A 26,137-nucleotide genomic window follows, 5' to 3' on the forward strand; every position below is an offset into this window, starting at 1 on the left:
AGGAATGTGTACTAAGATACTTATTGAATAATAATTCTTATTTTTGGCTAAACAAAGGCTAATATTATGTTATAGGGAGATTCTCTCTGAATATTTTCTTTTTTTACATATAGATGTGTATTTAGATTAACGTAGTGGAGATGAGAGAATTTTTATGAATAACTTTCAAGTAAATGAATTTTCCAATCTCAATTCTGCTGTACTATTAAATTTTACTAGCATACCAGAATCAATGCCAGAAGAAAAGTTAAATAAATTTATGTATATTCTAGATAGTAACGATTTGATTCAATTTAAAAGATATAAAATACAAAGGAAAAAAATAGAGTTTCTAGTAGGTAGGTATGTTTTAAAAGGGTTATTGGGCAAGTTTTTGGGAGTAAATCCATCACAAGTTTCTCTAATTAAAAATAAATATGGAAAACTGTTCATAAATAAATTATATGAGAAGGAAGTTTATTTCAATTTATCACATACCGATAATATGATTTTATGTGGAATCACTAAAATAGGAAAAATAGGCGTTGATATCGAAAAAAACGATAAAAATTTTCTTGAAATAATGAATCTTGTTTTTACGCCAGAAGAAATACGATATGTAAATTCATTTAATAATCGGCTCTGTAAAATTAATGCTTTTTATAAAATTTGGACTAGGAAAGAAGCTTATATGAAAATGATTGGCAAAGGTTTTTCGTTAGATCCTTTATCTTTTTCAGTACCAGCTATCTTGGACGAAGACGAAGATAGACGAGTTTTATTTTATACACATAATTTTTCTAATGAATATGTCTTTTCGATTGCTGTTAAAAATAACAAAGGCTACGGTAACATTAAGTATATTGTGAATAGTTTGAATTTGGGGAACCTTTATTAATTAATCTATACAGAGTTAAAGCGTTGAAAGATGAAAGGATGTGGTTTTTATTAAACAGAAATTTATTTCAAATAGTTTGGTAAGCATTAATCCGATAGATAATGCTCCATTTAGACTGTTTTGTTTTCCTCATGCAGGAGGAAGTAGCTCATTCTTTAATTCTTGGCTTGCACATGTTCCAAAAGATATAGAATTAATAGCATTACAACTCCCTGGAAGAGAAAGAAGGATAAATGAAACCCCATTAGATAGCATTGAAGAAATAGTCGGAATGCTTTCAAGTGAAATAAGTTTATTATTAGACAAACCATATGCGTTTTTTGGACATAGTATGGGGAGCATAGTAAGTTATGAGGTTTGTAAGTATTTAGTGAATGCAAATAATCCTACTCCTAATCATTTGTATTTATCTAGTTGTAGGGCTCCTCATATTCCATGTAATGAAAAATTACATAACTTACCACATGATGAATTTATTGAAGAGTTGAAGGAATTAAACGGTACACCTAAAGAAATATTAGAAAATCAATCATTTAGGGATATTTATTTACCTACAATTATTTCTGATTTTAAAATAGTTGAATCCTATTATAGGTCCGTGCCGTTTCTGTTACCAGTACCGATTACGTGTTTTATAGGGGATAATGATGTTGTAAACTTAAATGATTTATTAGAATGGAAGCATTATACTAATGAATTTTCTTATACAATATACGAAGGAGACCATTTTTATTTGAACATTCATAAGAACAAAATTTTAAATGTCATTCAGTCGAATATAAAATACCGAATAGTCAAATAATTAGTTATAATTTAAAAGATCTACCTTATTATAAGCATATGATTATTCAGTTTTCCAACTAATCTTTAAAAAAGGAAGTTTCTAATTAGATAGATATATAAAGAAAACAAAAACATTCTTAAACCCAGAGATGTATTTTGCAAAATAAAAGTGGATATAGTGTTATTGAAAAGAATATAGACGGTATGGTGTAATCAACGGTGATAAAATGGTTCTCCCGCAATTTTGGTGAAGAAATCAAGGATAGATTCATGTGGTTAACTAATATTTTTTTAGAAAAGTATTAAACGAATGGGTAAAGGACCTTTTTGCTCAGTAAATCGAACTTGGCTCGCCCATACATTTGGCGTTTGATGACCTTTAGACGGTTTACTTGTCCTTCTACAATGCTGTTGCTCCAAGAGTAGGATCATGCGTGTTTGACCGATTCTATATCTGATCGTATGTATTTGATAAATTGTTGTACTTCATGTATCTTACTGTCTTCAGCCTGTAAGAGCCATTCCTGAAGTGCTTGTTCATTCTTTTGTTCGTTCATCAGCTTCTGGAAGGCCTGAATAACGGATTTTAGCCGATGCAAAGCTTGATGTTGTTTCATCACTTGTCAAAGAGGATTGGTTCCTCCTGCGTAGGGGGAAGTTGGGACCACAAGTATGCTTGTAGTTTATATCTAGAAATACGAATCTTGTTTGTGTTTTTTTCATTCATCTCCCGCTTTCTTAGCCTTGCAATATAGTCCTGTAATGTAGACAATGACTGATCATATCCCTGTTTTTGTATCACAGAAAAGATATGATTGACCGTTGCCTGTGCTTGTAGAAGCTCTAGGATTTCCGAACGGTAGAGATCGGCACGATGTCTACCACGCCGTATATACTTCGGGGGCTTTTTCAGCTGTAAGTATTTGTCTAATGTTTTTCTATCCATGCCAAACTCCCTTATGATGTCTGCTTTACGTTGTCCTTCCTTATACCGTAGTTGTACTTGCTGAATCAGCGCCCATTTTTTCTTCTCACTAGCAGTGAGAGAATGGCACTCTTGTCTAGAAGGTCTGTAGTCATCCGACTCTGCAACACAAATAGAAATAGGACGAGGAAAGCACTTTTTTAAAAACTGCTCCACCTTTTGCGTTAAGTTGTGAAAGAGATGCCAGTGGTCTGTAATCTGTACCGCATGAGGGCATCCTTCACGAATTCCTTTCGCGTATTCCGTGGAACCATCACGAGTTACAACTTGAATAGAAGGATACTTTCGCAGCCAGTTAGACACCTCTTGTACCGTTCGATGTTCCAATAACGCCATCGGCTTTTGGGTTTGTAAGTCACAAACGATACTTCCGTATCGTTGCCCTCTTTTCATGGCCCAGTCGTCAATTCCAATGATAGTAGGTTCTGTAATAGGAGGTATTTCTTCCTTACGAATCAAATACAGAAAACTATCTGCACTTGTAGGAATCCCATACTGCTTAGAAACTTTACTAGCAGTCTCTGCACTTAGGGTAAAGGCAAGATGCTTGAGAAAGGCGGTCAAGCGACTGGTACGTCTAGCATAAGGAGACCACCAATCTGGAGTTCGCTCCGTAAAAATACGTTGTGAACAGGCAGAATGATCACAAAAGAATTTCCTTGCACGTACATACAGAAATACTTGTAACGAGAAAATAGTTACATCTTGAATCACACGCCAGTATCGGCTGTGGACACGCGAAGAAGGCATGTTACATGATGGACAAAGATTCAATTTTTGTTGAGATTGGACATACAACTTGACGCACGAACGATCAACAGAATAAAATAGCAACTTCCAATCCTTATAGAATGTTTGCAGTTCCAAAATAAACCCTCCCGTGGTAATAGTTTACTACTATAATGACCACGAGAGGGTTTCACCAAAATTGCGGGAGAACCAATTTTAAATCGTTATTGACAATTCTTATATGAACATATAAAATGAAAAGGCTTGGGGTGCTGAAAAAAGTCTTGCGTTTCGCTTAACTTTTTAGTTGCAGAAAACAGACAAGGCTGTTTTAACATTTTCATTTGACTGTCTGCTTGATTGTAGGACAGCTAACTATTTAATAAACTTTTTATTAGAGGTATATTACTGAACGATTTTTCAAGCTCTGAAAATTAAGTGTTTAATTTTGCTTTGGAAGGTTGAACTATGAATATAAAAAGTGCGAGAGAGACTAATAACATAATTGATGAGCCTGAAAATACAACGAACCTAATAGATAATTGTTCAGAAGCAAACCCGAAAATAGCTGTAAATAAGATTATTAAGAATGCTTCAACAAAACCGTATGCACTTCCAATCCTCCCCATAACATCCACTGGAATATTATTTTGATAAAAAGTATAGAATCCTGTATTTGCAAATGCGGTAGCAAATGACAGAAGAAAAAATCCTACGGATGCTACAAGGAATGTGTTTGAAGACGTAAAAATTAAGTAACCAATTGAAATAACCATTGACCCCATGCCTATTAGCCAAGATGTTGGAGTCTTTTCAACAATCATTGTATTAGCTAAAGAGCCTATTAATACACCTACACCAGCAATACTGACTAAAACCCCGTATTCTCCTTCAGATAAATTTAATACTTGAGTTGCAAAAGCAGCTTCTAAAGAATCTGTAGCAGTCATCAAGACTACTATAGCACTAAATAAAAAATATACAATCATAATATGTGTGTATTCACGGCTAAATCTAATAACAACTCTCCAATCTTCTTTTAATAATGTAAATGATAATTTTCTCTGTGAAACTCCTTCAAGTTGTGTAGAGGCTTCAACATTTGGCATCACTAAAGTGATTAATGCGGATATAAATAAAGCTAAGCCATTAATATAAATAGCCATGTTAGGTGTTCCAATTGTAAACATCATTCCTGCAATTGCTGGTCCTGTCACAAAAGCTCCGGAATCAAGTAAACTTCGCAATGAATTAAATCTTTTTCTTTGTTCCGCTGGTATTAATTTCGTTATGTAAGTCATAGATGTTGGATGATACATAGAACTAGCAATTGTGATAAAAAATACCATACAATAAATCGATCCTAAAGAAGGAAATAATGGAAGTAATACTATTAACACTGTTTGAAAGATATTGAGAGCGATCATTAGATATTTTTTATTCAAACGATCTATGAGACTACCAGCCCAAATATTTGTAAACAAAGTAGATAAAGCTCTAATAATATATAATCCTGTTACAGCAAGTGCGGATTCAGTAATATTAAGTACTATAAGATTTAGTGCTATAAAATAAACCCAACTCCCTACACCAGATATGCCGATACTCAGCAATAGGATTAATGGATAACGCCAGGCTTCTAATACTTTTTTAATACTCATTAAGATTCCTCCTTATGTTACCTATTTTAAATTTTTATAAAAAAATCTCGTCCCCAAGACATTTCTGCCTTGGGGACGAGATTTTCTCGCGGTGCCACCCCAATTTGTTAATATGTCACCATATTAACCTTATCAGGTACAATAAATAATATTTATACCCTTGCTCTATAACAGGAGCACCTGTCACATTATCCCCTAAACTAGGTTCCAAAATGCTGCTCAGAGACTTGGTTCAGTAAAATATTCTTACTCCTTCTCAGCTATCGGAGCTCTCTGTGAAGAATTAATTTTACCTACTCTTCTCTTCATTGCATTTATTTTATGGAATTGTGATTATATCTTATTCTAAGAGCATTTGAAAGATTACTATTTTCTTCAAAAAAATTTTAATGGAATTTAATTCTGTATATTTATTTCAGTTGTTATTTAATTAAGATTTTTTGGTATTATAGAATTTATATTATTATATTTATTGAAATTTGGCAATATTTAGATGAATTTTTCTTAGTTGAGTAAAAATTGAGGTACCATCAAGAATTTTGTGTATGTGTAATGTAAGATAGATAGGATATTTCTGAAATGGATTTGGGATAGAGGGAGCTGTTTCTTCCGCGTAGGAGACTAAATTATTCAGTCTCCTGCGTGGAAAGGAAGAATCCCCTTATTTTGTTGATTTACAACATTTGGTTAACAATAACGTTCTTCAAACATTCGTTGAGGGGATTCATGAGCTTCAGCCAATCCTCGCAACTTTCGTCTTGCCCATTTCTCATTAAAGTCTTGAATGATCAAATACACGATTTTTTCAGCAATTTCTAAGCTACTCTGTTCATGGGCTTGAGACGTTTCCGAATCTCCTTGATCGTACGTTCCGTCGCATTGGTCGTGTAAATCATGCTTCGAATACTGCTTGGGTAGTCCATAAAGGTGAGGAGGACATCCAACTCATGGCCCCAAGGTTGAACTCCCTCGGATAATTGCTTGACCATTTAGACTCAAACTATTGAAACATCTGTAACGCTAACTCCTTATTCGGCGCACGATAAATGAGTTTGAGATCTTCTGCGGCTTCCAATTGATCTTTTTTCCGAATACGATTTAGATATTACATACTTTGTGAACAATAAAATGGAGTGACTATAATTATAAGGTCAAGTAGACTACAGATAATACATTTAAGGAGAATCTGCAATGACTAAAAGAGAACGTTGAACATTTACTGGTGAATTTAAGCAACGGATAGTGTAACTCTATCAAAATGGTAAGCTCAGAAAGGAGATTATTTGTGAGTATGATTTTACTTCTTCTTCCTTAGATAAGTGGCTGAAGCAGAATCAAAACTCGGGTTCTTTTAAAGAAAAAGACCATTTAATAGCAGAACAAAAGGAACTAATTGAACAGCGAAAACGAAATAAGCAACTGGAAATGGAGAACGACATTTTAAAGCAAGCTGCGCTGGTTGTCAATAACGATTTAAAATTCCCCAATTTCAACGAAATGAAATTCCCCATTATGAACGTTTAATTAGGCAACTGGGCAGGATAAACTCCTGCTTTTTTCTTTTCTCGTAGACGATAAGAATCACCTTTGATATTAAAGGTAATGGCGTGATGTAATAGGCGATCTAAAATCGCTGTCGCTAGTACATCATCACCGAATACTTTCCCCCATTCGAGATAGGATTTATTCGATGTGAGGATCATAGAGCCTTGTTCATATCGTTTCGATACGACCTGAAAAAAGACATTCGCCGTTAGCTCATCAAAAGGAAAGTAACCGACCTCATCCATAATGAGTACATCTGGACGACTCCAACGATTCACTAATCGCTGGAGAGTCCCTTTTTCGTTTGCCTTTCGGCATTCAGCCACTACATCGTCTGCGGTTAAAAATAAAGCGGTATACCCTTGAGTGATAGCTTCCACCGCAAAGGAAATCGCTAAATGCGTTTTTCCAACACCCGGTGGGCCTAGTAAGATTCGATTTTCCCCGTTGGCAATAAACCGACAGGTCAGCGTTTCTTTGACTCTCTTTTCACTGATACTCGGTTGAAAGGAAAAATCAAAGTCATGAATCGTTTTGATAGAAGGTAATTTGGCTCGTTTCATTCGCTTTTCTAGTTGTTGAGACTCTTGATATTCAATTTCTTGTAAAACAATAGTGTTTAGAAACTCAGAATATGATACATTATCTCTAGAAGCGTCTTCTAATAAACTATCTAGTTGGTGGGCTGTGTGGTGCCAACCAAGCTTTTTTAAGCGTTCGATTAACAGCTCGTTCATCATACAGTCTCACCTTCTTCCAATGCTGCGTAAGCAGCGAGAGGGCGTTGTTCTACTTTAGGAGATGGGGCAGAAGAAGAAAGGTCGTTGGTCGCCAAACCTTGAACGCCTTTTCTTCTCTGTCCTTTTTCTTTTGTATGTAAGCCCTCATAATGTTCCATTTGAATATGAGCAGTTGCTTTTCCTGTCAAAATCGGATGTTTGGCAATACACTCCTGTTCATCATAAATCTCGATATGATGGTCGAGAGTTTCTTTCACTTTTACAACCTGTCCTGCATAGCGATACGGAACGGAATATTTTTTTCCTCTGTATGAAACAAAACAATCTCGACTTACCTCTCGTGTCTCCCAGCGACATGTCGGGAATAATGGTTTGACTCCCCATGCTTGAAGGAACTTCTGTTCCTGTTCCAAACGTTGAATTGGCGGTTCATTCGTCGTTTGATTCGGCTTTCGATTGGCCACTTGATCCAGCCATGTACGAACAGCTTCATTTAATGCATAGAGAGTAGGTTCGTGTTTTCGCTGAAAGAAATTATCTTTCAAATACTTTACCACTCTTTCTACTTTTCCCTTTGTTTGTGGACGTTTCGGCCGACATGCTTTTGGAACAATACCGTAATACGCTAGAAAATCCTCGAACGTCCGGTTAAATCGAATTTCGATGGGACTATGTTTCAGAACAACGGTTTTCATATTGTCATAAAGAATCTGTTCAGGAATGCCGTTAAAGTAAGCAAATGCGTTCATATGACATTTCATTAATGTTTCTACATTCATATTGGTCGTAAACTCCACATACTTCATTCGGGAATAACCAAGTACCATCACGAAAGCATAAATATCTTGATATTGACCATCCACCAAGTACTTTCCCACATAGGCCCAGTCCATTTGAGCTTGTTTGCCTGGTGGTGTTTCATACCGTAAGGTAGCTTGTTTCTTTGGCTGTTCTCGATACGGTCGAACAAAATCTCTTAATATCGTCATCTTGCCAGTGTATCCCATCGCTTGGATCTCCTCAAGGAGAACAACACAATTCGTCGTACCTTCTTGTATTCGTTGAAGAAGATAGCTTTTATAAGGATCTAGTTTGCTTTTTCTTTTTTTCTCACTGACTTTACGCTCTGGAAGCTTGTCCCCCTTTAGATACTTACGAATGGTTTTCCGATCAAAACCTGTTTCTTTGGCAATCGCTGTTTGAGTCCAGCCTTTCTGATATAACTCTCGAATCATAAAAAACTCCCCTACCTTCAGCATCGTTTCTCCACTCCATTTAAGATGTTGTTTCGAAACGATTATCTGTTATTTTTGGGGAATTTTAAACCGCTGTTATTGGGGATTTTATCACCGGTGATTACACTGGTACTAGGACGAAAGTAAATGTGATCAAGAATAACAGGCACAAATATCCGATATCAGCAATGTGCAAAGTCCTACAACTACCAAGAAGTACTTATATTATGAAGCGAAAGAAAGGGCATCCAAGGATGATTTAACTTCTAAAATCATTGGGATCTCCCACGCCAGAATTATGGAACTCGTAAAATAAAAGCTGAGTTAAAGAAGCAGGGGTTAATCGTTACCCCGAATCGGAAGAATGATGAATGAGAAGGGGGGTGGTATCCTCTTATACGGTAGCCCAATTTAGACCGCATAAGATCATTGTAATGAATCGGCTATTCAAAATGAATTAAATGGAGAGTTTGATCATGACGATGAAAGAGTTGTTGTGGTAAGTGATTAACGTACGTAAGAGTTTACCGGTTGCTTAGTGAGAGACATTTGTTAATTGAGTAGAGCTGCAGGGCTTTGACGGTTCGCAAGCTTTATTCTCCTGAAAAATTGAAGGCCGAAAGGGGGTTTTATCTGTTTACATATCATGGATATGTGCTTTCGGGATTTACGCTATTATCCTTTCGATTGCCTTATGGTCGGAATCGGCGCTTATGTTATTACAAAGAAACGGAATGGGGGGAGGTAAAACCAAGTACGGAAGATTCGAATGGCAGGGTACATGTGAAGTGTAAAGGCGCTTTGTTGCCAAGAAGGGACGTTACCGTCGATTTAATGTTCAAAAGAAAACTGGGCAATTACGGCGAGGAGATTCGTTTTATGTCAAAAAGTTATCGCGAGCCGATTGGCAGCAAGGGAGTGTAGGACATATTGCATCGAAAAGGCGAGAACCGAAGGCGGTGTGAAAGACAAGCAGAAAATTTGCTTTCAGCAATAAGCTGGAATGTGGCCTCTGCGGAAGCGGCAGAACTGGTATAGCGAAATCTGGCATGAGAAGGTCTTATTTAGTGAATCATCATCATTTGTGCGGATCAGCAAGATGAATGATTCAATCAATATTCCCATCATTGAGGATGGTGAAGATATAAACCGCCTGCTTTGTAATATTATCAGCAAAAGTGGCTAAACCCGATTACTCTGAAACGGTTATAAAAAGCCAAAAAAGGGATTCGATGTTGCTGGATTTAAATCATATAATTAACCCGTGGTGCTAGTTGAACATTAACGCTCAACTAGCCCGAGTATAACAAGTGAATAGGCCAACAAGATGCCATCTAGCGCAACTTCAAAACCTGCAATAGAGTTAGCGCGAATCTCTGTTATGCGGTACTGACCAACGAGAACAAAAAACACGGTTTCGACGACTTTGCGCTTTTGCTTGATCCACTGTTCCCATCGTTTTAATTTGCGCTTCTTCTGATTCTTCCGAGTAGGCGTCCACAGTGCCATTTGATATTCCTTGTATAGCTTTTTTTTGTAATACATCGCTGATATATCCCTTATCTCCTAAGGTATAGGGGTGTGGAACTTGTGTCATCACGGTTTCGGCTACCGCTTTATCATGGCAAAGTGCTTCGGTTACCACATACCCCATAGGTAGACCTTGATTTGTCACCTGCAGATGAAATTTGAATCCATAATAACGCTGCTTTTTGGACGCACAATAGCCGATATTTGCCATGCCTTGAAACCGTTTCACACGATACACTCTAGCTGCATGACACCATTCTAGGGGGAGGCTATCGATTACGGCATAGGCATGGTGCTGTCCACGCTTGGCTACCTGTTGACGAATCCATTTGATGGCGAAACGAAGGGCTCGAGCGCGACGATTGTAACGGGAACGTTTGGGAAAATCATCAACTGAAAACAAATTCCCAATCACAAAGCGATGCCACGCGCGCTCAGAAGTAAATCCAAACAGTTTCCCAAGGATATGAATAGCGATGATCACCTCATCTTTTGGTTTCATCAAGTGGCGATTGTGACGTTGAAGATATGAATCCATAAGCGAAAGTTGAGTGGAAACAAAAGACAGAATCGCCTCGTATTGTTTTTGAATGTTTGCTTGGTTTGTAGTAAAATGAAAGTGCTCTTGCATGGGGATTCTCCTTTCGAATGGTTGGTCGCACTTTCATTTTAAAGGAGATCCACAAGCAAGGGCTCTTTTTTTTTGCTTATTCAAAATTATCTAGCACCACGGGTATAATTTATAATCGAAATATATTTGATAATGTTAAGTAATTCAATGGGAGTTTGCGAGCTGAACAAAGAATGATTAAAAGGAAATATCGCTCTCCTTATTCTTTCTGTAGTGAAAGAATAAGAAAGAAAGGTACGAATGCAAAATTTCTAAACCCGTTAAAGAGAAGACTGAGGGTGAACTTGAAATTCAAGAAGCAACGCTATACTTGCCATTGAAACAGGGGACACTCTCATCTTCATGGGGGACAGGAAAGCCACGATGGTTGATGAAGATGCTATGCATGGTAGATGAAAGTGTCCAATTATGTACATAGAATGATGAATAACGGGAAAACGACCGCCGGAATGGTAAAAAGTTCTGGAGAGAAAGGAAACCGTGTTATAGGAGCAATAAAATACGTCTAGATAGTATTATTTTGTTGTTTCGGTATCTTTTTTGTGTATGGGAATGATTGATACAGTCATTGACTGCATAAAATATGTTGAAAATTTCTGATTATTAAAAGGGTGATACGAACTGGATTACGAATATAATGGAGCAATTTGGTTATTTGGGGATTTTTTTGTTGATTACTTTAGAAAATCTATTCCCGCCAATTCCATCGGAGGTTATATTGACATTTGGAGGGTTTATGACTAATCATACCAACTTAAGTGTTTTTGGGGTAACTGTAGTTTCTACTATTGGATCGGTAGCAGGAGCGATTGTTCTTTACGGTATTGGATTACTTGTTGATGTAAAGCGAATCGAGAAAATCGTGGAGAAGTGGGGACATCTACTTCGGTTGACAAAGAAAGATATTCATAAAGCAAATGAACGGTTCGCGAAGTATGGAGTTTGGACGGTTTTTTTCTGTCGTTTCATCCCTTTAATTAGAAGCTTGATCTCCTTGCCAGCGGGAATGGCACATATGAATTTTGGCGTCTTTCTAGTATTGACTACGATAGGAACATTGATTTGGAATTTAGCTCTTGTTAATATTGGTGCTGCAGTTGGTGGATCGTGGGAAACTGTTGTGGGTTACATGGATATCTATTCCAATGTGGTTTATGCCATTTTAGCCTTATTGTTTCTTTGTCTTGCTATTCTGTTTATTAGAAAAAGAATGCTAAAGTAAACCATTCAGTTTATTTTCATGAACACCACTGAAGAAAGCAAGTAATAATAAAATAACATTCAAATGTTTTTAGCAAAGAAAAAATACAGAGTTTTGCAAAGAAAAGTGCAGAGAATTGCAACTTGACATGAAGCCTCTGTGGGCGTGATTAAAAAGCCAGAAAGCCAGCAATATCAAGGGCTGGCTTCGCCTAACAAGGCTATCACGCCCACCACTCCATGTAAAGTTGGCATAAGCCAAATTCTCTGCAAAGCTCTGCATTTTTATTTTGCAATAAACATTCAAAGTTGGTTTATTGCCCCGATCCAAACAATTTTTAACAATATTTTATAATGATGGGACGAATGTGTGATAAAATAAAATTAAAAAAAGGGGGGCATTCACTTGTCTAAACTGCTTCAAGGGCTTATTTGTGTGTCGATCGGCTTGATTTTCTTCATGCTATCATTAACTTTATCGATGCCTACCATACTATGGTCGGTTTTACTTGGAGCAAGCATTATCATGAATATGGGAGGCACGGCTATTTTGTTGCGGTATATGAAAAAGACAAAAGAAAGTATTTGATGTTATCGGGCGACCTATATGCGAAGGTCGCTTTGTTTTTACAGCATTTGACCATGATAATCGCAAAGCAAAGGTGACAGGAAAGATATATCATCAACATAAATTCCTATTGGTATTGGAGTAGTAAATGTAATTAGCAAAATCGGCTTTGTTTTTTTATAATCACTGCCATTGGCGATACAATATAGCAAAGGCACAACGGATTCTTTCGCGGAGAAAGAAAGGTTCTGCACGCTGGGGAAAACAGCGCTTAAAAGTGGCTAAACTACATGAAAAAGTAGCAAATCAACGAATGAACTTTCTTCATCACAAGTCAAAAGAATTAGTCATAACTTACGATGCTGTGATCATTGAGGACTTGGACATGAAAGGGATGTCTCAAGCCCTTCATTCCCGGAAAAGCGTTCATGATAACGGTTGGGGTATGTTCACAAAATTTTTAGAATACAAAATAAAAGAGCGAGGAAAACAACTGATTAAAATCGATAAGTGGTTCCCTTCAACGAAAAAGTGTTCTTGTTGCGGTAAAGAACAAGAAATGCCGTTATCCGAACGTGTGTACAAGTGTTCTTGCGGCGCTGTATTAGATCGAGATCACAATTCAGCGATCAGTATTAAAAACGAAGGATTACGCTTACTGGTGTTAGCATAAAAAATATAACTCTTGGAACGAGAAGATTCGCTCGGTCCATTTTCCTGTCACTAGACGGGATTACCCGAGAAGCCCCCACTTCAATCAAATCGTAAGGTTGATAAGTGGGTGGGTAGTTCACTTATAGCATAGGTTGAGCATAGAAAATGAACGATTTATCTTCTAATTCACGAAAGAAGAAATAGACATTTTTTCTTTATATAATCATCATAACAAACGTAAAATAAGCTTAACGAACCGCGGCATCGATCTGCCGCAAAAGGAGATGAGATGATTGAACGAGGGATGGAATTTTGATAATAGCTACGCGCGCTTGCCCAATCGTTTCTTCAGCAAGCTTCTTCCGACTCCTGTTGGTTCTCCGGAGCTGGTTATACTGAATCGCCCATTAGCTGTTTCGCTCGGATTAAATGATGAAGCGCTTGCAAGTGAGGAAGGAGTCGCCGTACTTGCCGGAAACCAGGTTCCAGAGGGAGCGGAGCCTCTCGCGCAAGCCTATGCGGGGCATCAATTCGGCTATTTTACGATGTTAGGGGATGGAAGAGCGATTTTGCTTGGGGAGCAAATCACGCCTCAGGGCGAACGATTGGATATTCAGCTCAAAGGTTCAGGGCGGACACCATATTCCCGTGGCGGGGATGGGCGTGCGGCGCTTGGCCCCATGCTTAGAGAGTATATCATTAGCGAGGCGATGCATGCCCTTGGCATCCCGACTACGCGCAGCTTAGCCGTTGTGACAACGGGTGAGACCATTTTTCGCGAGACCGAATTACCGGGAGCGATTTTAACCCGGGTTGCTTCGAGCCATTTGCGCGTCGGAACGTTTCAATATGCGGCCAATTGGGGAACGGTTGAAGAGCTTCGAACGTTGGCTGACTATGCACTGGAACGGCACTTTCCGAACTTTGAGACGGCGCCTAACCGTTATCTGTTCTTGCTTGAGGAAGTCATCAAGCGTCAGGCCGAGCTGATTGCCAAGTGGCAATTAGTCGGTTTTGTGCATGGGGTGATGAATACGGACAATATGACGATCAGCGGCGAGACGATAGATTATGGCCCTTGTGCCTTTATGGACACCTATGACTTAGCAACGGTGTTTAGCTCGATTGATACGCAAGGCCGTTATGCATACGGCCACCAGCCATATATCGGCGGCTGGAATTTAGCAAGGCTGGCGGAGAGTTTATTGCCGTTATTGCATGAGGAGGAGGAACAGGCCGTCGAGTCGGCTGAAGCGGCGCTTTCGGCATTTCCTAACCTGTATCAGCAGCATTGGCTCACGGGAATGCGGGCGAAGCTGGGCCTGTACACAGAGGAGGAGCAAGACGCCGCTCTTATGACCGAGCTATTGCAGCTGATGCAAACACATCAGGCGGATTACACGAATACATTTCGATCATTGACACTGGGGCAGCTTGAAGGAATGCCGCTATTTTGCGCAAAAGAATTTCGCGCTTGGCATGAGAAGTGGCAAGCAAGGCTTAAAAGACAGCCGCACGCAAAAGAAGAAGTATATGAGTTAATGCGCAACAGCAACCCGGCGATCATTCCGCGCAATCATCGGGTTGAAGAAGCATTAGAAGCGGCGGTTGAGCATGGGGACTACAGCGTAATGGAGCGGCTGCTTCATGCTCTTTCCGATCCTTATGCTTATTCTTCGGAACAAAATGAGTATGCCCAACTGCCTCCGCCGTCCGATCGCCCTTATCGGACGTTTTGTGGGACGTAATGGAAAACCTTCAATAAGCAAGTGGTTGATGAGAGATCGGTTTCGAGCTCTCATTTTTTGTTAAAGTGATCATTCATTCCCTCAGTTTATTACTTTTTGGCCCGTTTTTTATGCGTAACGATTTTTATATGTCTTTTTTTAAGAATATATCGTATAATATGATATAAAAGGAGGGGGGATGTTGAATGTCATTGGATGACATGATTGAAGCGATGAATGAACAATGGACAAATATTTATTATTTACTGCACTACGTTCACGAAGAGCCGCTTACTCATCAAGCGGTTCGATTGCTTCAGTACATTGAAAAAAATGGGGAAGCGACGATCGGAGACTTGGCGGAACATCTCCATATATCTCATAATACCGCTTCTGAGCATACAAAAAGGCTGATTCAAAAAGGGTTTGTAACAAAACAAAGAAGCAGTAGAGACGAACGAAAAGTGTTTGTGGCTTTAACGGAAGAAGGGAGACGCGTGCTGTATCGGCATACTCGGCTTGATCGAGACAAACTAAGAAAAGTATTAGAGAATTTTAGTTCATCCGACTTAGAAATGATACGGAAGGCTTTTTCGATGTTGAGTGAGGAGGCAGAAAAATGTTTTCGTTAGTGAAAATTGTGATTTCTGCCATCATGATCGGGATTGTAACGGAAGTGGCGAGAAGATTCCCTACATTTGGCGGAGCTATAGCAGCACTGCCGTTAGTCAGTTTATTAAGCTTATGCTGGCTTTATGTTCAAGGTGAACCAACAAAGCGTTTAAGTGAGTTTGCGTTCGGTGTTTTATGGGGGCTTCCAGCGACTGCTTGTTTATTATTAATAGTCGCTTTATCCTTGAGAGCTTCATTTCCACTGGCTTTGTCCATTGGATTAGGAGTAGCGGCCTGGAGCCTCTTTTTAGCGATTCAAAAGCTAATGGCCCATTCCTAGCGCAGTGCTGGTGGTTAGGTTTTAATCTTATGCTGAATGAAGCCTTTTCTTTCAAGAAGTCTGTGATTACAAGTGATAAAGAAGAAATAAAAAAGCAATAACCGTCCCCCTGTTAAAAAGGGGGCGGTTATTGTTCTGTCAAGGTCTGGAATCTTAAAGCAAAGCTATTTCCTCCATTTCCACTCCGCTAAGAGGTGGGAGAGGTATCCTATCATTGGTAGTCCATCTATCCTGTCATTCCTTGAGTGAATCAACCGCAAAGCAACATTCCCACTACAGAGAAAAGCTTGGCCGTTCAACATTTGTCGCTTTATATGATTTTTTCGCTGGTCGAGTGCCTAAACAACACTCCGACTTGCATGGGGACGTGTTGTTCAGGCCTTTGCCACACGCCTACATGAAGAAGGAAGTGTATGCCTATTTTTGACATGACCTTCGAAACCGTCTGCTGCCATTCTATCCAGAGATGCTCCGTTGATCTAGTCTGGCGAATCCTCCGTTATGATTAGGCGTAGGGAGAACCGCTAAGGGAGGAAGAGTCATGCCATTTTTGAAACCAGTAAATAAGAATAGCGACGGCTTGAAGAATCAAAAATCTTGAGAAGTCGTTGATATTGTGGTACTCCATAATCCCTAGATATTCGTACCATTTCATGAGACCGACAGCATAGATGATATCCATCACCGCATTGACAAGCATGTAAAACCAAAAGTTTCCGAAAGTAAAATACAAAACAATGATGGGAGCAACCACATAGAAACTGTAAATCATCGGCGTTAGATGTGTGAGAGGAAAAATGGTTTCTTTGACAGTCCACCAATGGAGCCTTTCGCCCAATTGAAAAATGATCGTCATGATTAACGCACAAAGAAAGCCGGTTGCCATAAATCGTTTAATTTTTTGTTTATGAAAAAATAGCAGCAGAAACCAAGGAAAAATAAACGAAATCCAAAGAAGGGTTTGATTGAACATATATTTTTGCTCCTCTTTTCAAAAGGTATCTATATTAGGATTTTGGACAAGTTTTATTTATTTTATAAATCCATTCGACAAAAATAGAGAAAAGTTTTTATTCTCATAAGATAGTGTGTCCATAAGTTTCTATTTATGGTGTCAGATAAAATTGATTCACTTGTTGTCATTGGGTTATATAAATATGAATGAACGATATCTGTAAAAATCCATGGTCGGAAACAAGGTGGTGTTGTTCAAGGACCCACCCGTCGAAATGTCTATATCTTTATAAAGCTTGAAGGATTGGTTTTTATTAAGTTTTCGCATAAATTGCACAAGAGAGGATGAAACTGTTAGTAAAAAGAAAAAAAGGATGAATAGAGTGTTCGGATTAATTGTTGCCGCTCTTTTGTTTAATTGTGCGGCTTTTATGACAAATAAACGCTTGACAAAAAATCAAATCATACACATTTGGACTTTTACGATTGCGCTTCAGAATATTGTCGATTTGTATTTAAGCACCAAATACGAAGCGTATTGGTATTTTACAAAAGAGATTAAATGGGAGTCATTTCCTGCAAGAGTAGTGCTGATCCCAGCTGTCAATATGCTCTTCTTAAGCTGGTATCCTTTTAGAGATTCGTTATCCAAACGCGTTGTTTGTTTTATAAGTTTTTGGATTCTGATCGTTTTATACGAAGCGAGTGCTTTATTGCCGGAACCGTGGGGCTATTTGCGTTACGGCTGGTGGAATTTAATCTATTCTGCATTGAGCTATCCTTTTTTGCTCATACTGATTTTAAAATATTATCAATGGATATGCAGAGTGGAAAGCTACAAACCATAAAGAATATAAGAAAGAATGCAGAATAAATGGTAGGAGTGGTTTTGATTGTGGATTCCTTATTTTTCCATTATTGTATTTAATCTTATTGCGATTATGATGAAAAAGAAATTAATGCGCATTGAATATTATAGCTGCATTTTATTTGCGTTGTTTACTTCAGAGATCGTCGACCGATTTGCCGAAAAATATGATCTGTATGGTTTTTTCTATCCTTTTATGATCGAAGCCAAAACGTTATTGGTTTTATTCGGAATATATCCTGCCGCTTCCATGCTCATTATTAACTGGTATCCTTACGATGGAACATGGAAGAAAAAAAGCTTATATCTGTTGGGCTGGAGCATTTTTTCCACTTTTTATGAGTGGTTAGCGGTACGTGTCGGTTTTTTATATCATCATCATTGGAATTTATGGTATTCAGCGATCTCCTATCCTTTTTTATATGGAATGCTTCTTCTTCAAGTTTCTTTCTTCCGCAGGCTAAGCAAAGCTGACATGATCTCACCAAAATCATGATATACATATTGAAGACTCATAGCGCTAGAGAAAATGGCTACATTTATTGCCCTCGTTCTATATACATCTGATGAATAAACGGTATCTGCTAAAGCTCGTGGTCGGAAAACAAGTCACTGACTTGTCTTTCGACCGGCGAAAGCGGATGATCAACGCTCGCACATATGGGATCAAAGGTTGAGGGAGCAAGTGATATCGATCATCATGCCTTATCATGTCATCGGTATATTGGAGATCAAATAAATGATTTTTTGGCAACTGGAGACAAATCACCGGAAGAGTTTTTGTCACACGCTACAAAAAGCTCAAAGCAACGCTGCTTTCAGAGCTATCTATAGCTCAGGAAACGGTTTATGATTCGATCCAGTCATTGGACGAAAAACGATACGGTATCCTAAAAATATTCCATTTTACAAGTGTTAATAATCCGTTATTTTACTAAAAACATGGAATGAATGAGCTAGACGCCAGCGTTCTTGTTCGAGGAGGGCATGCAATCTAGCTTGCCGACTACAGCAGAAAAGCGGGGAATCAAGCAATGTCAATGGGGGGTATTGGATCATCAACACACCTGATTCCATTTATTTAATTTATAGGAAGGAGGTAGAGAGAATTCTGCAAAGTGTGATTTTCATTTTTCTGTTGTTGATGAAATTTTTAGTTATGGGCCTCTATATGGGATCTATTTTTCCGAAAACTGGATTGTTTTTTACATCGTGATAAAAATCTGTATCATAAATGAAAGCAATTTGAAACCTTATGAAAATGTAAGTCTGCTAGAATACTGTGGACGGAAAGAGAATGATGCGTGTTGATGATCAGACTGCTAGAATCGCAAAGGAAACCGATGAAGTTAGGAAAGAGTAAAAAAGAAAAGGTATTTCACTTTTTTCATCTAATATATTAAATAGATATGGGAAAATGACGATAACAGAGAATCAAAGATTCTATTCTGTTCGATAAAATTTTGCTGGCGTAGCAACAAATACTGATTGGATCATTCGTGTTCCGTAAGCTTTTTGTTATCACCTATATCTTGGTGAACATTCGTCTATTGGTATTCGATCAAAGGAATACAAGCGCCATTATATTGCCGTATATTTTCAATACATGATGTGATCGGGAGCCTAAGCATATAAATTGTTGTCATCGTTCATCATCATGCCTCACATGAAGATGATATCGTCTATAAGGATGATAGACAATGAAATATAGAGATCGGGGGATAAGAATGATGTTGGAGAATCAACTGATCAAAAAAACATTTTATGAAACATTTATGACGCCGGGAGAGAAGGATCCCGTTCATTTACTTGGAGAGGCATTTCTTGAAGGATATAAAGACGGTACAGCTGATATCTCGGCCATTCGTTTTGCCCAAGGAGAGGTATATTTTCACAAAAAGGATTATGAAGCGGCGATTTTTAAATGGGAAAATACCCACAATGACTTAGAGCCGTGGGCGAAGAAAAACATTGCTGATTGTTATTATGAGCTTGGACAGCTGTCGATGGCTGAAGAGATTTATAAATCGATTGAAGCAGAAAGCGCCGTTTTGCAAGCAGAGGTGTTGCTGCAGCTGTTTTCCTTGTATATCGATCAAGGCAATATGGAGAAAGCGGATCAAATTATTAAACAAGCGGTAGCGTTTCATCCTGATTATGGAGATGTGACCGAAATGGCTCGTAGCTTTTTCGAAAAGCATCGAGATTGGAAAAGCGCAATCGAGTTGGCGGCAAATGAGGCCATTCGGACAGAGTCGCAGCGTTGGTTTGATATGTTAATCGATTATGCAGAACGCGGCTATACAAAGCTTTTCGAGCCATCGTATTTTTTAAAGTGCTTAGCTGTATTGTATGAATTGGATCAAGGAAGATTTGAACAGCTGGCGGAAGCGCTATGGACTCATTATCAAAATGATCGGGCCTATTTTTCATGGCTTCAGGAATTTAATGAGTTATTCTTTCATTTAGGAGCGAACCGCAAGCAATCGTGGAAAAGATTATCCGAACTGTATCAGGATACGTATTTTGAATTAATTAGCGGAGCTTACTTATTAAGAGATGTGGAGAATTTTATCCCTAATCTTTTAACAAACTGGATCAAAATCGCCAATCATTCCTATGTTTTGTTTGCTTCTGCGGCTGTGCTGGCATGGAGTGAGAAATTTCCGAACAGCTTAAATGACGAGATTGTCCGCGAGGCCGAAGATCTTATCTTTCAAGCGAAAAATGAATTTGACGGCTTAGAATACAGCCTTGAATTATTTAATTCGATTATTAGATGGGCGGAGTCGCAGAAGGCAGACCGTGGCTACCGCTATAGATGGCTGATGCAGGAATTGATGGATTTGCAGACATACCGTGTTTTTGTAGCGGGAGCTTCAGGAAACGGCAAATCTGCGTTTGTCAATTCACTTCTTGGCGAAAATATTTTAACGGCTCCGACCTCTTCTATTATTGTCTTTAGAGGAGGAGAAGAAACGGAGATTCGAAAGGTATCAGATGATGAGCTAATTACTTTAAACTTTCACGAGTTTCAGGAAGCGATTGATAGACGACTGAACAAGCAAATGAACAGCTCCATTATGGAGTTTTCACTGCCAGCGCCTATTTTACAAGAGAATCGCCTGGCGCTTATTGATACACCTGGATTTAATCATCGAAGCCGACTGGAAGAAGCGGTAGAAAACTATTTGCACTTAGCGGATAGCGTTTTATTTGTATTGGATGTGAATGATCCGTTTACTGAAAATGAACAAGAAATTCTTATGTATATTCGGGAGTGCGCGCCGCATCTTCCTGTGCATTTTCTAGTAAACAAAATGGATGAAATTTATGATGAGCATGAAGCAGCTGCCATTTTAGAGGAGACACGCTCAAGGGTGCAGGCTTATTTTCCAAACGCAAAGGTATTGGCCTATTCCTCTTATTTAAGAAGCCGGAAGCAGCAGCATGAGATTCACGAATTTTTTAGAAGCCTGAACCATGGCGTTACAGAAGCGGACAGGGTCGAAAAGATGCTAATATTTACCCAGCAGTTTATTCATCATTTATTGAGTAAATGGACAGAAATGGAGGAAAAATTAGCGGACTCCATTCGCTGGAATGAAGAGATGGTGGCAAAGCTAAGCGGTGCCATCAATCAGTTGGCGGATTTAAAAAATGAAAAAGTGCGGACGATTACAAGGACCTTCGATAAAGTATTAGCGGAAGTCAAGGAAGATTTAACGGAGAAGATTCCGGAGATTTTGCGCGGATGCTCTGAGATGATTCAAGAAGACAGCGATTTCCGCAGCATTCATTTAGAATTAAATGATGAAATGAATCGAAGAATCGACGCTCATGTACATGAACGCGTATTGCCGAAGCTGTATCGTTTGTTGCAAGATTGGATTGACACAGCGAATGATGAACTGAACGATTGCCAAGCGTTCCTCCATGAAATGGGCGAAGGATTTAATAAATTGTTTGGTGAAGAACGGCTTCAGCTGCTATGCGATTTTAGAGTGCTTGATGACTGGCAGCGTGATGCTGATCGAATGACGAGCAGTGTAGAGCTGGAAAAAGTGAATATTTTTCTGCGCCGTACCCCATATCAAATATTATTGAAAGGTGCCGGAAAATTGTTTGGAGTATTCCAGCAAAATAATCTCATGTTATATAATAGATATAAACAATTTGTTGAAAATGAGGATTATATCGATGTGACAGAATCCATTATCAAGCAGCTGCTTCTGCAGTTCGAGCTGTTTGAAAAAACGCTTGAGCGCGATATTTCTATTTTCTTCCGTAAATCGTTTGCTGCGCTCAATCAGACAGTGGATGAAATGAAAACAGAGATTTATAAAAAAGAAAAAGATTTAGAAAAGATGAAAACAAATCCAGAAATGTATCATGATCCGCTCACGTTATTTGCTGTCAAGCTGCGCCAGTATGAATGGATGGTCGTATCAGCAAACAGGGGCTTTTCAAGCGTAACCAAGCCGAGCTAAAACAACTGGATGATTGTGTCTGATTCCAATCGTCGATTCTCAGCAAGGGAATCGACGATTTATTATTTTAAACAAAATATTATATTTATACATTTTTATAGATAATACAATTGATTCTTTTTAATATTTTTGAGTTTAAGATAGCATTGTTCGCTGCCTAAACGTAAAAAACAATTCAAATTCCATGCTGATGAAAAGAATGTGTCAAGCTGAATTTGGAATATACTGATTAAAGTATATTTTCTGAAATATTATTTTGACAGTGATAATAGAAAAGAGTATAATTTTTATATAATTTAAAAAATATGAAAAAACTATTAATTCAGATTGATTTTTGTTGGAGATGGCAAAAAGAGAGGGTGTTCAGCCAAAAAACTAACAAATTAAAGGAGGGCTATTGGCATGGAAAATCGACAGCAATGGGGGACACGCGCTGGATTTATTTTAGCTGCTGCAGGATCTGCTATTGGATTGGGGAATATTTGGAGATTTCCAGCTGTTGCTTACGAAAATGGTGGCGGAGCGTTTTTTCTTCCCTATCTATTTGCTCTACTGACAGCAGGGATTCCTATTCTTGTTCTGGAGTTTACGATTGGTCATAAGTATCGCGGTTCTGCGCCTTTATCTTTTTTAAGAATCAACAAAAAGGCCGAATGGATTGGTTGGTGGCAAGTACTCATTTCTTTTGTTATTTCTACGTATTATGCGGTGATTATCGCTTGGGCGATGTCCTATACTGTGTTTTCATTTAATTTAAAATGGGGAAGCGATACGGAGAAATTCTTATTTGGAGACTATTTGAAGATTGTGGAAACCCCAGGACAGTTTGGCGGAATTGTTCCAGGTGTTTTTATTCCATTAATTCTTGTTTGGGCGGTTACGCTTATCGTTTTATTTAATGGAGTTAAGAAGGGGATTGAAACAGCAAATAAGATTTTTCTTCCCACATTAGTCGTGTTATTTTTAATTATTGTCATTCGAGCCGTGACATTGGATGGAGCAGCAACAGGGCTAAATACATTTTTCAAGCCAAACTGGGACCGGATCTTAGAAGGAAAAGTTTGGATCGCTGCTTACAGCCAAATTTTCTTTAGCTTATCTATTGCATTTGCCATTATGATTACTTATTCAAGCTATCTTCCAAAGAAGTCAGATTTGACAAACAATGCTTTTATTACAGGATTTGCCAACTCCAGCTTTGAGTTGCTGGCAGGAATCGGAGTCTTTAGTGTGTTGGGCTTCTTAGCACAGCAGCAAGGAAAAACTGTGGAAGAGGTCGTTTCTGGCGGCGTCGGTCTGGCGTTTGTTGTCTTCCCGCAAATTATCAATGAGTTTCCGGCATTTAATCAGTTTTTTGGCGTTCTATTCTTTTTATCATTAACATTAGCAGGATTAACTTCGCTGATTTCGATTTCAGAAACGTATGTGGCAGGAATTCAAGAAAAGTTTGGCGTTTCCCGTCATAAAGCAGTAGCGATAGGCGGGGGCTTGGCCGCTATTTTGTCGATTTTGTTTGCTTCTAAAGGCGGGCTTTATTTCCTTGATACAATTGACTACTTTATTAATACTTTCGGGGTTGCCTTAGCAGGATTGGTTGAGGTCATTTTCATTGCATGGATTGTGCGTGAACTGAATCATTTGCAAACGCATGCTAACGCTATTTCAGATATTATGTTAGGAGCTTGGTGGAAAATTTGCTTAAGTGTCATTACACCGCTTGTGCTAGGCTACATGATGTTTGATAATATTCGAACGAACATTGCGGAAAACTATGGCGGTTATGAAACTTGGTTTGTGACAGTGTTTGGTTGGATTGTTGCGGCTCTGGTCGTACTTGTTGGATGGATGTTTTCAGCAAAACGGTGGCCTGCAGGGGCAACATCTAAAGTAGACTAGGGAGGAGGTTTCAATACATGGAAACAAGTGCCATAGTCATGATGATCGTGGGAATTGTAGTGATTTGGGGAGGACTTGCAGCAAGCATTACGCATGCTGTAAAAAAAGCAAGAGAAAATAAAGCTTGAAACGTCATTATATTTTAAAGGACAGGGAGAAAAACGCTCTCTGTCCTTTTTGCTTTGTATAGAAGCGATCGCGGACAGCAAAAGCTTCAGATAAGGAAGAGATTATTTCTATGGATGTATATCGTTGAGTAGATCGAAAATGGCTCGTTATCTTTTGTTTCTTTTGTATTCGGAATGATATAAATCATCTACCCTTTTAGCGGAATACCATTGTCCCAAAAACAGGGAAAGAAACATAAACACGGCTCCAACAGCTAACCCTGTCCGATAATAGCCTAAAAAGAACAATAAAAATGAACCGACAAGTGCTGAAATCATAATCACTAATAACCAATTTTTTATTTTTTCTTTGACGTCGGGCTTCATCCTTTTTCACCTCCGTTTTTTTCTTATCTTTCCCTTATGTATGCAGTACGTTTCAATGCTTGGCAAGGATTCATCTTCTATTCGTACGATTTGATGCTGGGGTGGTTCTGTATAAGGCCAAAAAATTCAATATGATTTTATCACAAGTGTTGATGAGCCATTCGCTTGCCGACTACGACAGAAAGGCTAGGAATCAAGCAATGTCAATGGGTTTTTACTGGATCATCAACACCCCTGTTATTTTACATATAAATCCAGCTGCAATTCTAGCTACGGAGAAATCTATCATTTAGATAGATTAGCGTTCCGGTCATCAGCATAGGGCTTCTTTTTATTACCTTGAAATATTGAATCATGGAGGAAAAAGATAGAGGAATAGGAGAGGACAAGCGATCAAGAAGCAGGACTAAAACGCAAATGCTAGATTGTTGACAAACAACCTTCATATAAACATCTTTTGTTCCGTTTGCATCCTCGCTCGGCTGTGGTGCTTATCTGTCAACCGTTTTGAAAGCATCAATAGACAAAGTCAGCATTGACTTTGTCTATAATTTATTCTCCTCATGCTCATCAGTGATGAACATGAGGAGAGTGCGCCTTTACTTATGGAGTCAGGGAAAACATGTGTTCATTTGTATTGTTGATCAGCTTCTCTTTCATTTGACAAGTCATCATCAGGAAGAACGGTTTTTGCAATGGTCTGATCGAGAGCTTCAAAATCGTAATAATGAATGACATCATATAATTCTTTGCGTGATTGCATCTGGTCAAGATCGTTTTTTTGCGTGCCGGTTGTTAAAATCGCTTCATATACGCGCTCATACGCTTTTGCAGCAACCCGAAGCGAAGTGACCGGATAAATGACCATAGAATAGCCGAGAGCTGCAAACTCTTCAGCAGTATAATATGGAGTTTTTCCGAATTCTGTCATATTTGCGAGCAGCGGAATCGAGATGGCTTGTTTCATCTTAGCGAAATCGTCTTTGCTTGTTAATGCTTCTGGAAAAATGGCATCTGCGCCTGCTTCCGCATATCGGCGTGCCCGTTCAATCGTTTGCTCAATTCCTTCGACGGCATACGCATCGGTGCGAGCCACGACCACAAGTGAAGGGGCTACTTCCTTCAACACTTTAATTTTTTGTACCATCTCTTCTGGAGAAACGAGCTTCTTACCGTTCAAATGGCCGCATTTTTTTGGCAGTTCCTGATCTTCGATTTGCACGGCAGCCACACGTGCTTCCACCATTTCTTTTGCTGTGCGTGCCGTGTTAAGAATGCCGCCAAACCCTGTATCAATATCCACTAGCAACGGCAAATTGGTCGCACGAACTAGCTCTCGTGCTCGCTGTGCCACTTCTTCTGAAGTAATAATGCCTAAATCAGGAAGCCCACGGCTGGCGGTAAACGCTGCTCCTGATAAATAAAGAGCTTGAAAGCCGACTTTTCTGGCAATAAGGGCCGCCATTCCGTCATGAGCGCCTGGAATTTGCAAAATTTCTGGAGCGTTCATTAAATAGCGAAATCGTTCGGCAAGTTCGTGTTGTGTTGATTCACGTTCGACAATCCAAACCAAAGGAGCTCCCTCCCTTTCCTATGAGTTTTCCAAGGCATAAGCATT

The 26,137-nt window shown here is 38.8% G+C and carries 19 protein-coding genes, 4 pseudogenes and 1 other annotated feature; of the genes and pseudogenes, 14 read left to right on the forward strand and 9 right to left on the reverse strand.

Annotated features, from left to right (window positions below; all coding sequences use genetic code 11):
• Positions 1–154 precede the first annotated feature (154 nt).
• Together GRQ40_RS02725 and GRQ40_RS02730 are read left to right on the forward strand one after the other, a co-directional pair.
• Positions 155–877, forward strand: a complete 723-nt coding sequence (locus GRQ40_RS02725; RefSeq protein WP_159719328.1) for a 4'-phosphopantetheinyl transferase family protein — start codon at positions 155–157, stop codon at positions 875–877.
• A gap of 40 nt (positions 878–917) precedes the next feature.
• A complete protein-coding gene (locus tag GRQ40_RS02730) occupies positions 918–1,679 on the forward strand; it encodes a thioesterase II family protein (RefSeq protein ID WP_159719329.1) in 762 nt (253 codons plus the stop codon).
• Positions 1,680–2,276: 597 nt separating this feature from the next.
• Here the strand turns inward: GRQ40_RS02730 and GRQ40_RS02735 are convergent.
• The 3 genes and pseudogenes from GRQ40_RS02735 to GRQ40_RS02745 form a co-directional block, all read right to left on the reverse strand.
• Positions 2,277–3,512, reverse strand: coding sequence for an ISL3 family transposase (locus GRQ40_RS02735; protein WP_159719330.1), 1,236 nt, complete (start codon positions 3,510–3,512; stop codon positions 2,277–2,279).
• 296 nt (positions 3,513–3,808) lie between these two features.
• The gene (locus GRQ40_RS02740) at positions 3,809–5,035 is read right to left on the reverse strand and encodes an MFS transporter (RefSeq protein WP_201295976.1); all 1,227 of its coding nucleotides are present in this window, start codon (positions 5,033–5,035) and stop codon (positions 3,809–3,811) included.
• A gap of 68 nt (positions 5,036–5,103) precedes the next feature.
• Positions 5,104–5,353 (reverse strand) — a binding site (T-box leader).
• Between the two features lie 369 nt (positions 5,354–5,722).
• A pseudogene (locus tag GRQ40_RS02745) lies at positions 5,723–6,160 on the reverse strand (transposase); the annotation flags it as partial.
• 114 nt (positions 6,161–6,274) lie between these two features.
• On the opposite strand from GRQ40_RS02745, the pseudogene GRQ40_RS18425 reads away from it, so the two are divergent.
• Positions 6,275–6,481: pseudogene (locus GRQ40_RS18425) on the forward strand (transposase); the annotation flags it as partial.
• A 74-nt stretch (positions 6,482–6,555) separates the two neighbouring features.
• Here GRQ40_RS18425 and istB read toward each other — a convergent pair.
• From istB to GRQ40_RS02760, 3 genes and pseudogenes are all read right to left on the reverse strand, one after another.
• Positions 6,556–7,320 (reverse strand): IS21-like element helper ATPase IstB, encoded by a 765-nt coding sequence (istB, locus tag GRQ40_RS02750; protein WP_066329639.1) that lies wholly within the window; start codon positions 7,318–7,320, stop codon positions 6,556–6,558.
• Positions 7,317–8,579: an IS21 family transposase gene (gene istA, locus GRQ40_RS02755; protein WP_066329642.1), complete on the reverse strand. Its 1,263-nt coding sequence runs from the start codon at positions 8,577–8,579 to the stop codon at positions 7,317–7,319. Before istA ends, istB begins: the two co-directional genes overlap by 4 nt.
• Before the next feature lie 1,257 nt (positions 8,580–9,836).
• Positions 9,837–10,716: pseudogene (locus tag GRQ40_RS02760) on the reverse strand (IS982 family transposase).
• A gap of 637 nt (positions 10,717–11,353) precedes the next feature.
• Here GRQ40_RS02760 and GRQ40_RS02765 point away from each other — a divergent pair.
• The 6 genes and pseudogenes from GRQ40_RS02765 (at position 11,354) to GRQ40_RS02790 (ending at position 15,817) form a co-directional block, all read left to right on the forward strand.
• Positions 11,354–11,938, forward strand: a complete 585-nt coding sequence (locus tag GRQ40_RS02765) for a DedA family protein (RefSeq protein ID WP_159719331.1) — start codon at positions 11,354–11,356, stop codon at positions 11,936–11,938.
• Between the two features lie 384 nt (positions 11,939–12,322).
• Entirely contained in the window at positions 12,323–12,505 is a 183-nt protein-coding gene (locus tag GRQ40_RS02770) for a hypothetical protein (protein ID WP_159719332.1), read from the forward strand.
• A gap of 184 nt (positions 12,506–12,689) precedes the next feature.
• Positions 12,690–13,157: pseudogene (locus tag GRQ40_RS02775) on the forward strand (RNA-guided endonuclease InsQ/TnpB family protein); the annotation flags it as partial.
• A 274-nt stretch (positions 13,158–13,431) separates the two neighbouring features.
• Entirely contained in the window at positions 13,432–14,886 is a 1,455-nt protein-coding gene (locus GRQ40_RS02780) for a protein adenylyltransferase SelO (protein ID WP_066146724.1), read from the forward strand.
• A 185-nt stretch (positions 14,887–15,071) separates the two neighbouring features.
• Complete coding sequence (locus GRQ40_RS02785) at positions 15,072–15,497, forward strand: MarR family winged helix-turn-helix transcriptional regulator (protein ID WP_044741763.1); 426 nt, start codon at positions 15,072–15,074, stop codon at positions 15,495–15,497.
• Positions 15,485–15,817, forward strand: a complete 333-nt coding sequence (locus GRQ40_RS02790; protein ID WP_044741762.1) for a DUF3147 family protein — start codon at positions 15,485–15,487, stop codon at positions 15,815–15,817. Before GRQ40_RS02785 ends, GRQ40_RS02790 begins: the two co-directional genes overlap by 13 nt.
• A gap of 505 nt (positions 15,818–16,322) precedes the next feature.
• On the opposite strand, the gene GRQ40_RS02795 is transcribed toward GRQ40_RS02790, so the two are convergent.
• A complete protein-coding gene (locus GRQ40_RS02795; protein WP_066146731.1) occupies positions 16,323–16,790 on the reverse strand; it encodes a hypothetical protein in 468 nt (155 codons plus the stop codon).
• 355 nt (positions 16,791–17,145) lie between these two features.
• On the opposite strand from GRQ40_RS02795, the gene GRQ40_RS02800 reads away from it, so the two are divergent.
• From GRQ40_RS02800 to GRQ40_RS02820, 5 genes are all read left to right on the forward strand, one after another.
• The gene (locus tag GRQ40_RS02800; protein ID WP_338079025.1) at positions 17,146–17,619 is read left to right on the forward strand and encodes a hypothetical protein; all 474 of its coding nucleotides are present in this window, start codon (positions 17,146–17,148) and stop codon (positions 17,617–17,619) included.
• A 45-nt stretch (positions 17,620–17,664) separates the two neighbouring features.
• Positions 17,665–18,135 (forward strand): CBO0543 family protein, encoded by a 471-nt coding sequence (locus GRQ40_RS02805; RefSeq protein ID WP_159719334.1) that lies wholly within the window; start codon positions 17,665–17,667, stop codon positions 18,133–18,135.
• Between the two features lie 1,231 nt (positions 18,136–19,366).
• Positions 19,367–22,129 carry a dynamin family protein gene (locus GRQ40_RS02810; RefSeq protein ID WP_159720735.1) on the forward strand — a complete coding sequence of 921 codons (2,763 nt, stop codon included), beginning with the start codon at positions 19,367–19,369 and terminating at the stop codon, positions 22,127–22,129.
• Between the two features lie 402 nt (positions 22,130–22,531).
• Positions 22,532–24,025, forward strand: a complete 1,494-nt coding sequence (locus tag GRQ40_RS02815; RefSeq protein ID WP_159719335.1) for a sodium-dependent transporter — start codon at positions 22,532–22,534, stop codon at positions 24,023–24,025.
• A gap of 17 nt (positions 24,026–24,042) precedes the next feature.
• Positions 24,043–24,153, forward strand: a complete 111-nt coding sequence (locus GRQ40_RS02820) for a methionine/alanine import family NSS transporter small subunit (protein WP_159719336.1) — start codon at positions 24,043–24,045, stop codon at positions 24,151–24,153.
• Between the two features lie 147 nt (positions 24,154–24,300).
• Here GRQ40_RS02820 and GRQ40_RS02825 read toward each other — a convergent pair whose 3' ends face one another.
• The gene (locus GRQ40_RS02825; protein ID WP_044741756.1) at positions 24,301–24,519 is read right to left on the reverse strand and encodes a hypothetical protein; all 219 of its coding nucleotides are present in this window, start codon (positions 24,517–24,519) and stop codon (positions 24,301–24,303) included.
• Positions 24,520–25,147: 628 nt separating this feature from the next.
• Positions 25,148–26,092, reverse strand: coding sequence for a methylisocitrate lyase (prpB, locus tag GRQ40_RS02830; RefSeq protein WP_159719337.1), 945 nt, complete (start codon positions 26,090–26,092; stop codon positions 25,148–25,150).
• Between the last annotated feature and the right edge of the window lie 45 nt (positions 26,093–26,137).

The sequence above is a fragment of the Anoxybacillus sp. PDR2 genome, assembly GCF_009834045.1.
Classification (GTDB): Bacteria; Bacillota; Bacilli; order Bacillales; family Anoxybacillaceae; genus Anoxybacteroides; species Anoxybacteroides rupiense.

Coding starts and splice junctions, on each gene's coding strand:
- GRQ40_RS02725 (WP_159719328.1), top strand. CDS start 155: ATGAATAACTTTCAAGTAAATGAATTTTCCAATCTCAATTCTGCTGTA.
- GRQ40_RS02740 (WP_201295976.1), bottom strand. CDS start 5,035: ATGAGTATTAAAAAAGTATTAGAAGCCTGGCGTTATCCATTAATCCTA.
- istB (WP_066329639.1), bottom strand. CDS start 7,320: ATGATGAACGAGCTGTTAATCGAACGCTTAAAAAAGCTTGGTTGGCAC.
- istA (WP_066329642.1), bottom strand. CDS start 8,579: ATGCTGAAGGTAGGGGAGTTTTTTATGATTCGAGAGTTATATCAGAAA.
- GRQ40_RS02765 (WP_159719331.1), top strand. CDS start 11,354: ATGGAGCAATTTGGTTATTTGGGGATTTTTTTGTTGATTACTTTAGAA.
- GRQ40_RS02785 (WP_044741763.1), top strand. CDS start 15,072: ATGTCATTGGATGACATGATTGAAGCGATGAATGAACAATGGACAAAT.
- GRQ40_RS02790 (WP_044741762.1), top strand. CDS start 15,485: ATGTTTTCGTTAGTGAAAATTGTGATTTCTGCCATCATGATCGGGATT.
- GRQ40_RS02795 (WP_066146731.1), bottom strand. CDS start 16,790: ATGTTCAATCAAACCCTTCTTTGGATTTCGTTTATTTTTCCTTGGTTT.
- GRQ40_RS02800 (WP_338079025.1), top strand. CDS start 17,146: ATGAATAGAGTGTTCGGATTAATTGTTGCCGCTCTTTTGTTTAATTGT.
- GRQ40_RS02810 (WP_159720735.1), top strand. CDS start 19,367: ATGATGTTGGAGAATCAACTGATCAAAAAAACATTTTATGAAACATTT.
- GRQ40_RS02815 (WP_159719335.1), top strand. CDS start 22,532: ATGGAAAATCGACAGCAATGGGGGACACGCGCTGGATTTATTTTAGCT.
- GRQ40_RS02820 (WP_159719336.1), top strand. CDS start 24,043: ATGGAAACAAGTGCCATAGTCATGATGATCGTGGGAATTGTAGTGATT.
- GRQ40_RS02825 (WP_044741756.1), bottom strand. CDS start 24,519: ATGAAGCCCGACGTCAAAGAAAAAATAAAAAATTGGTTATTAGTGATT.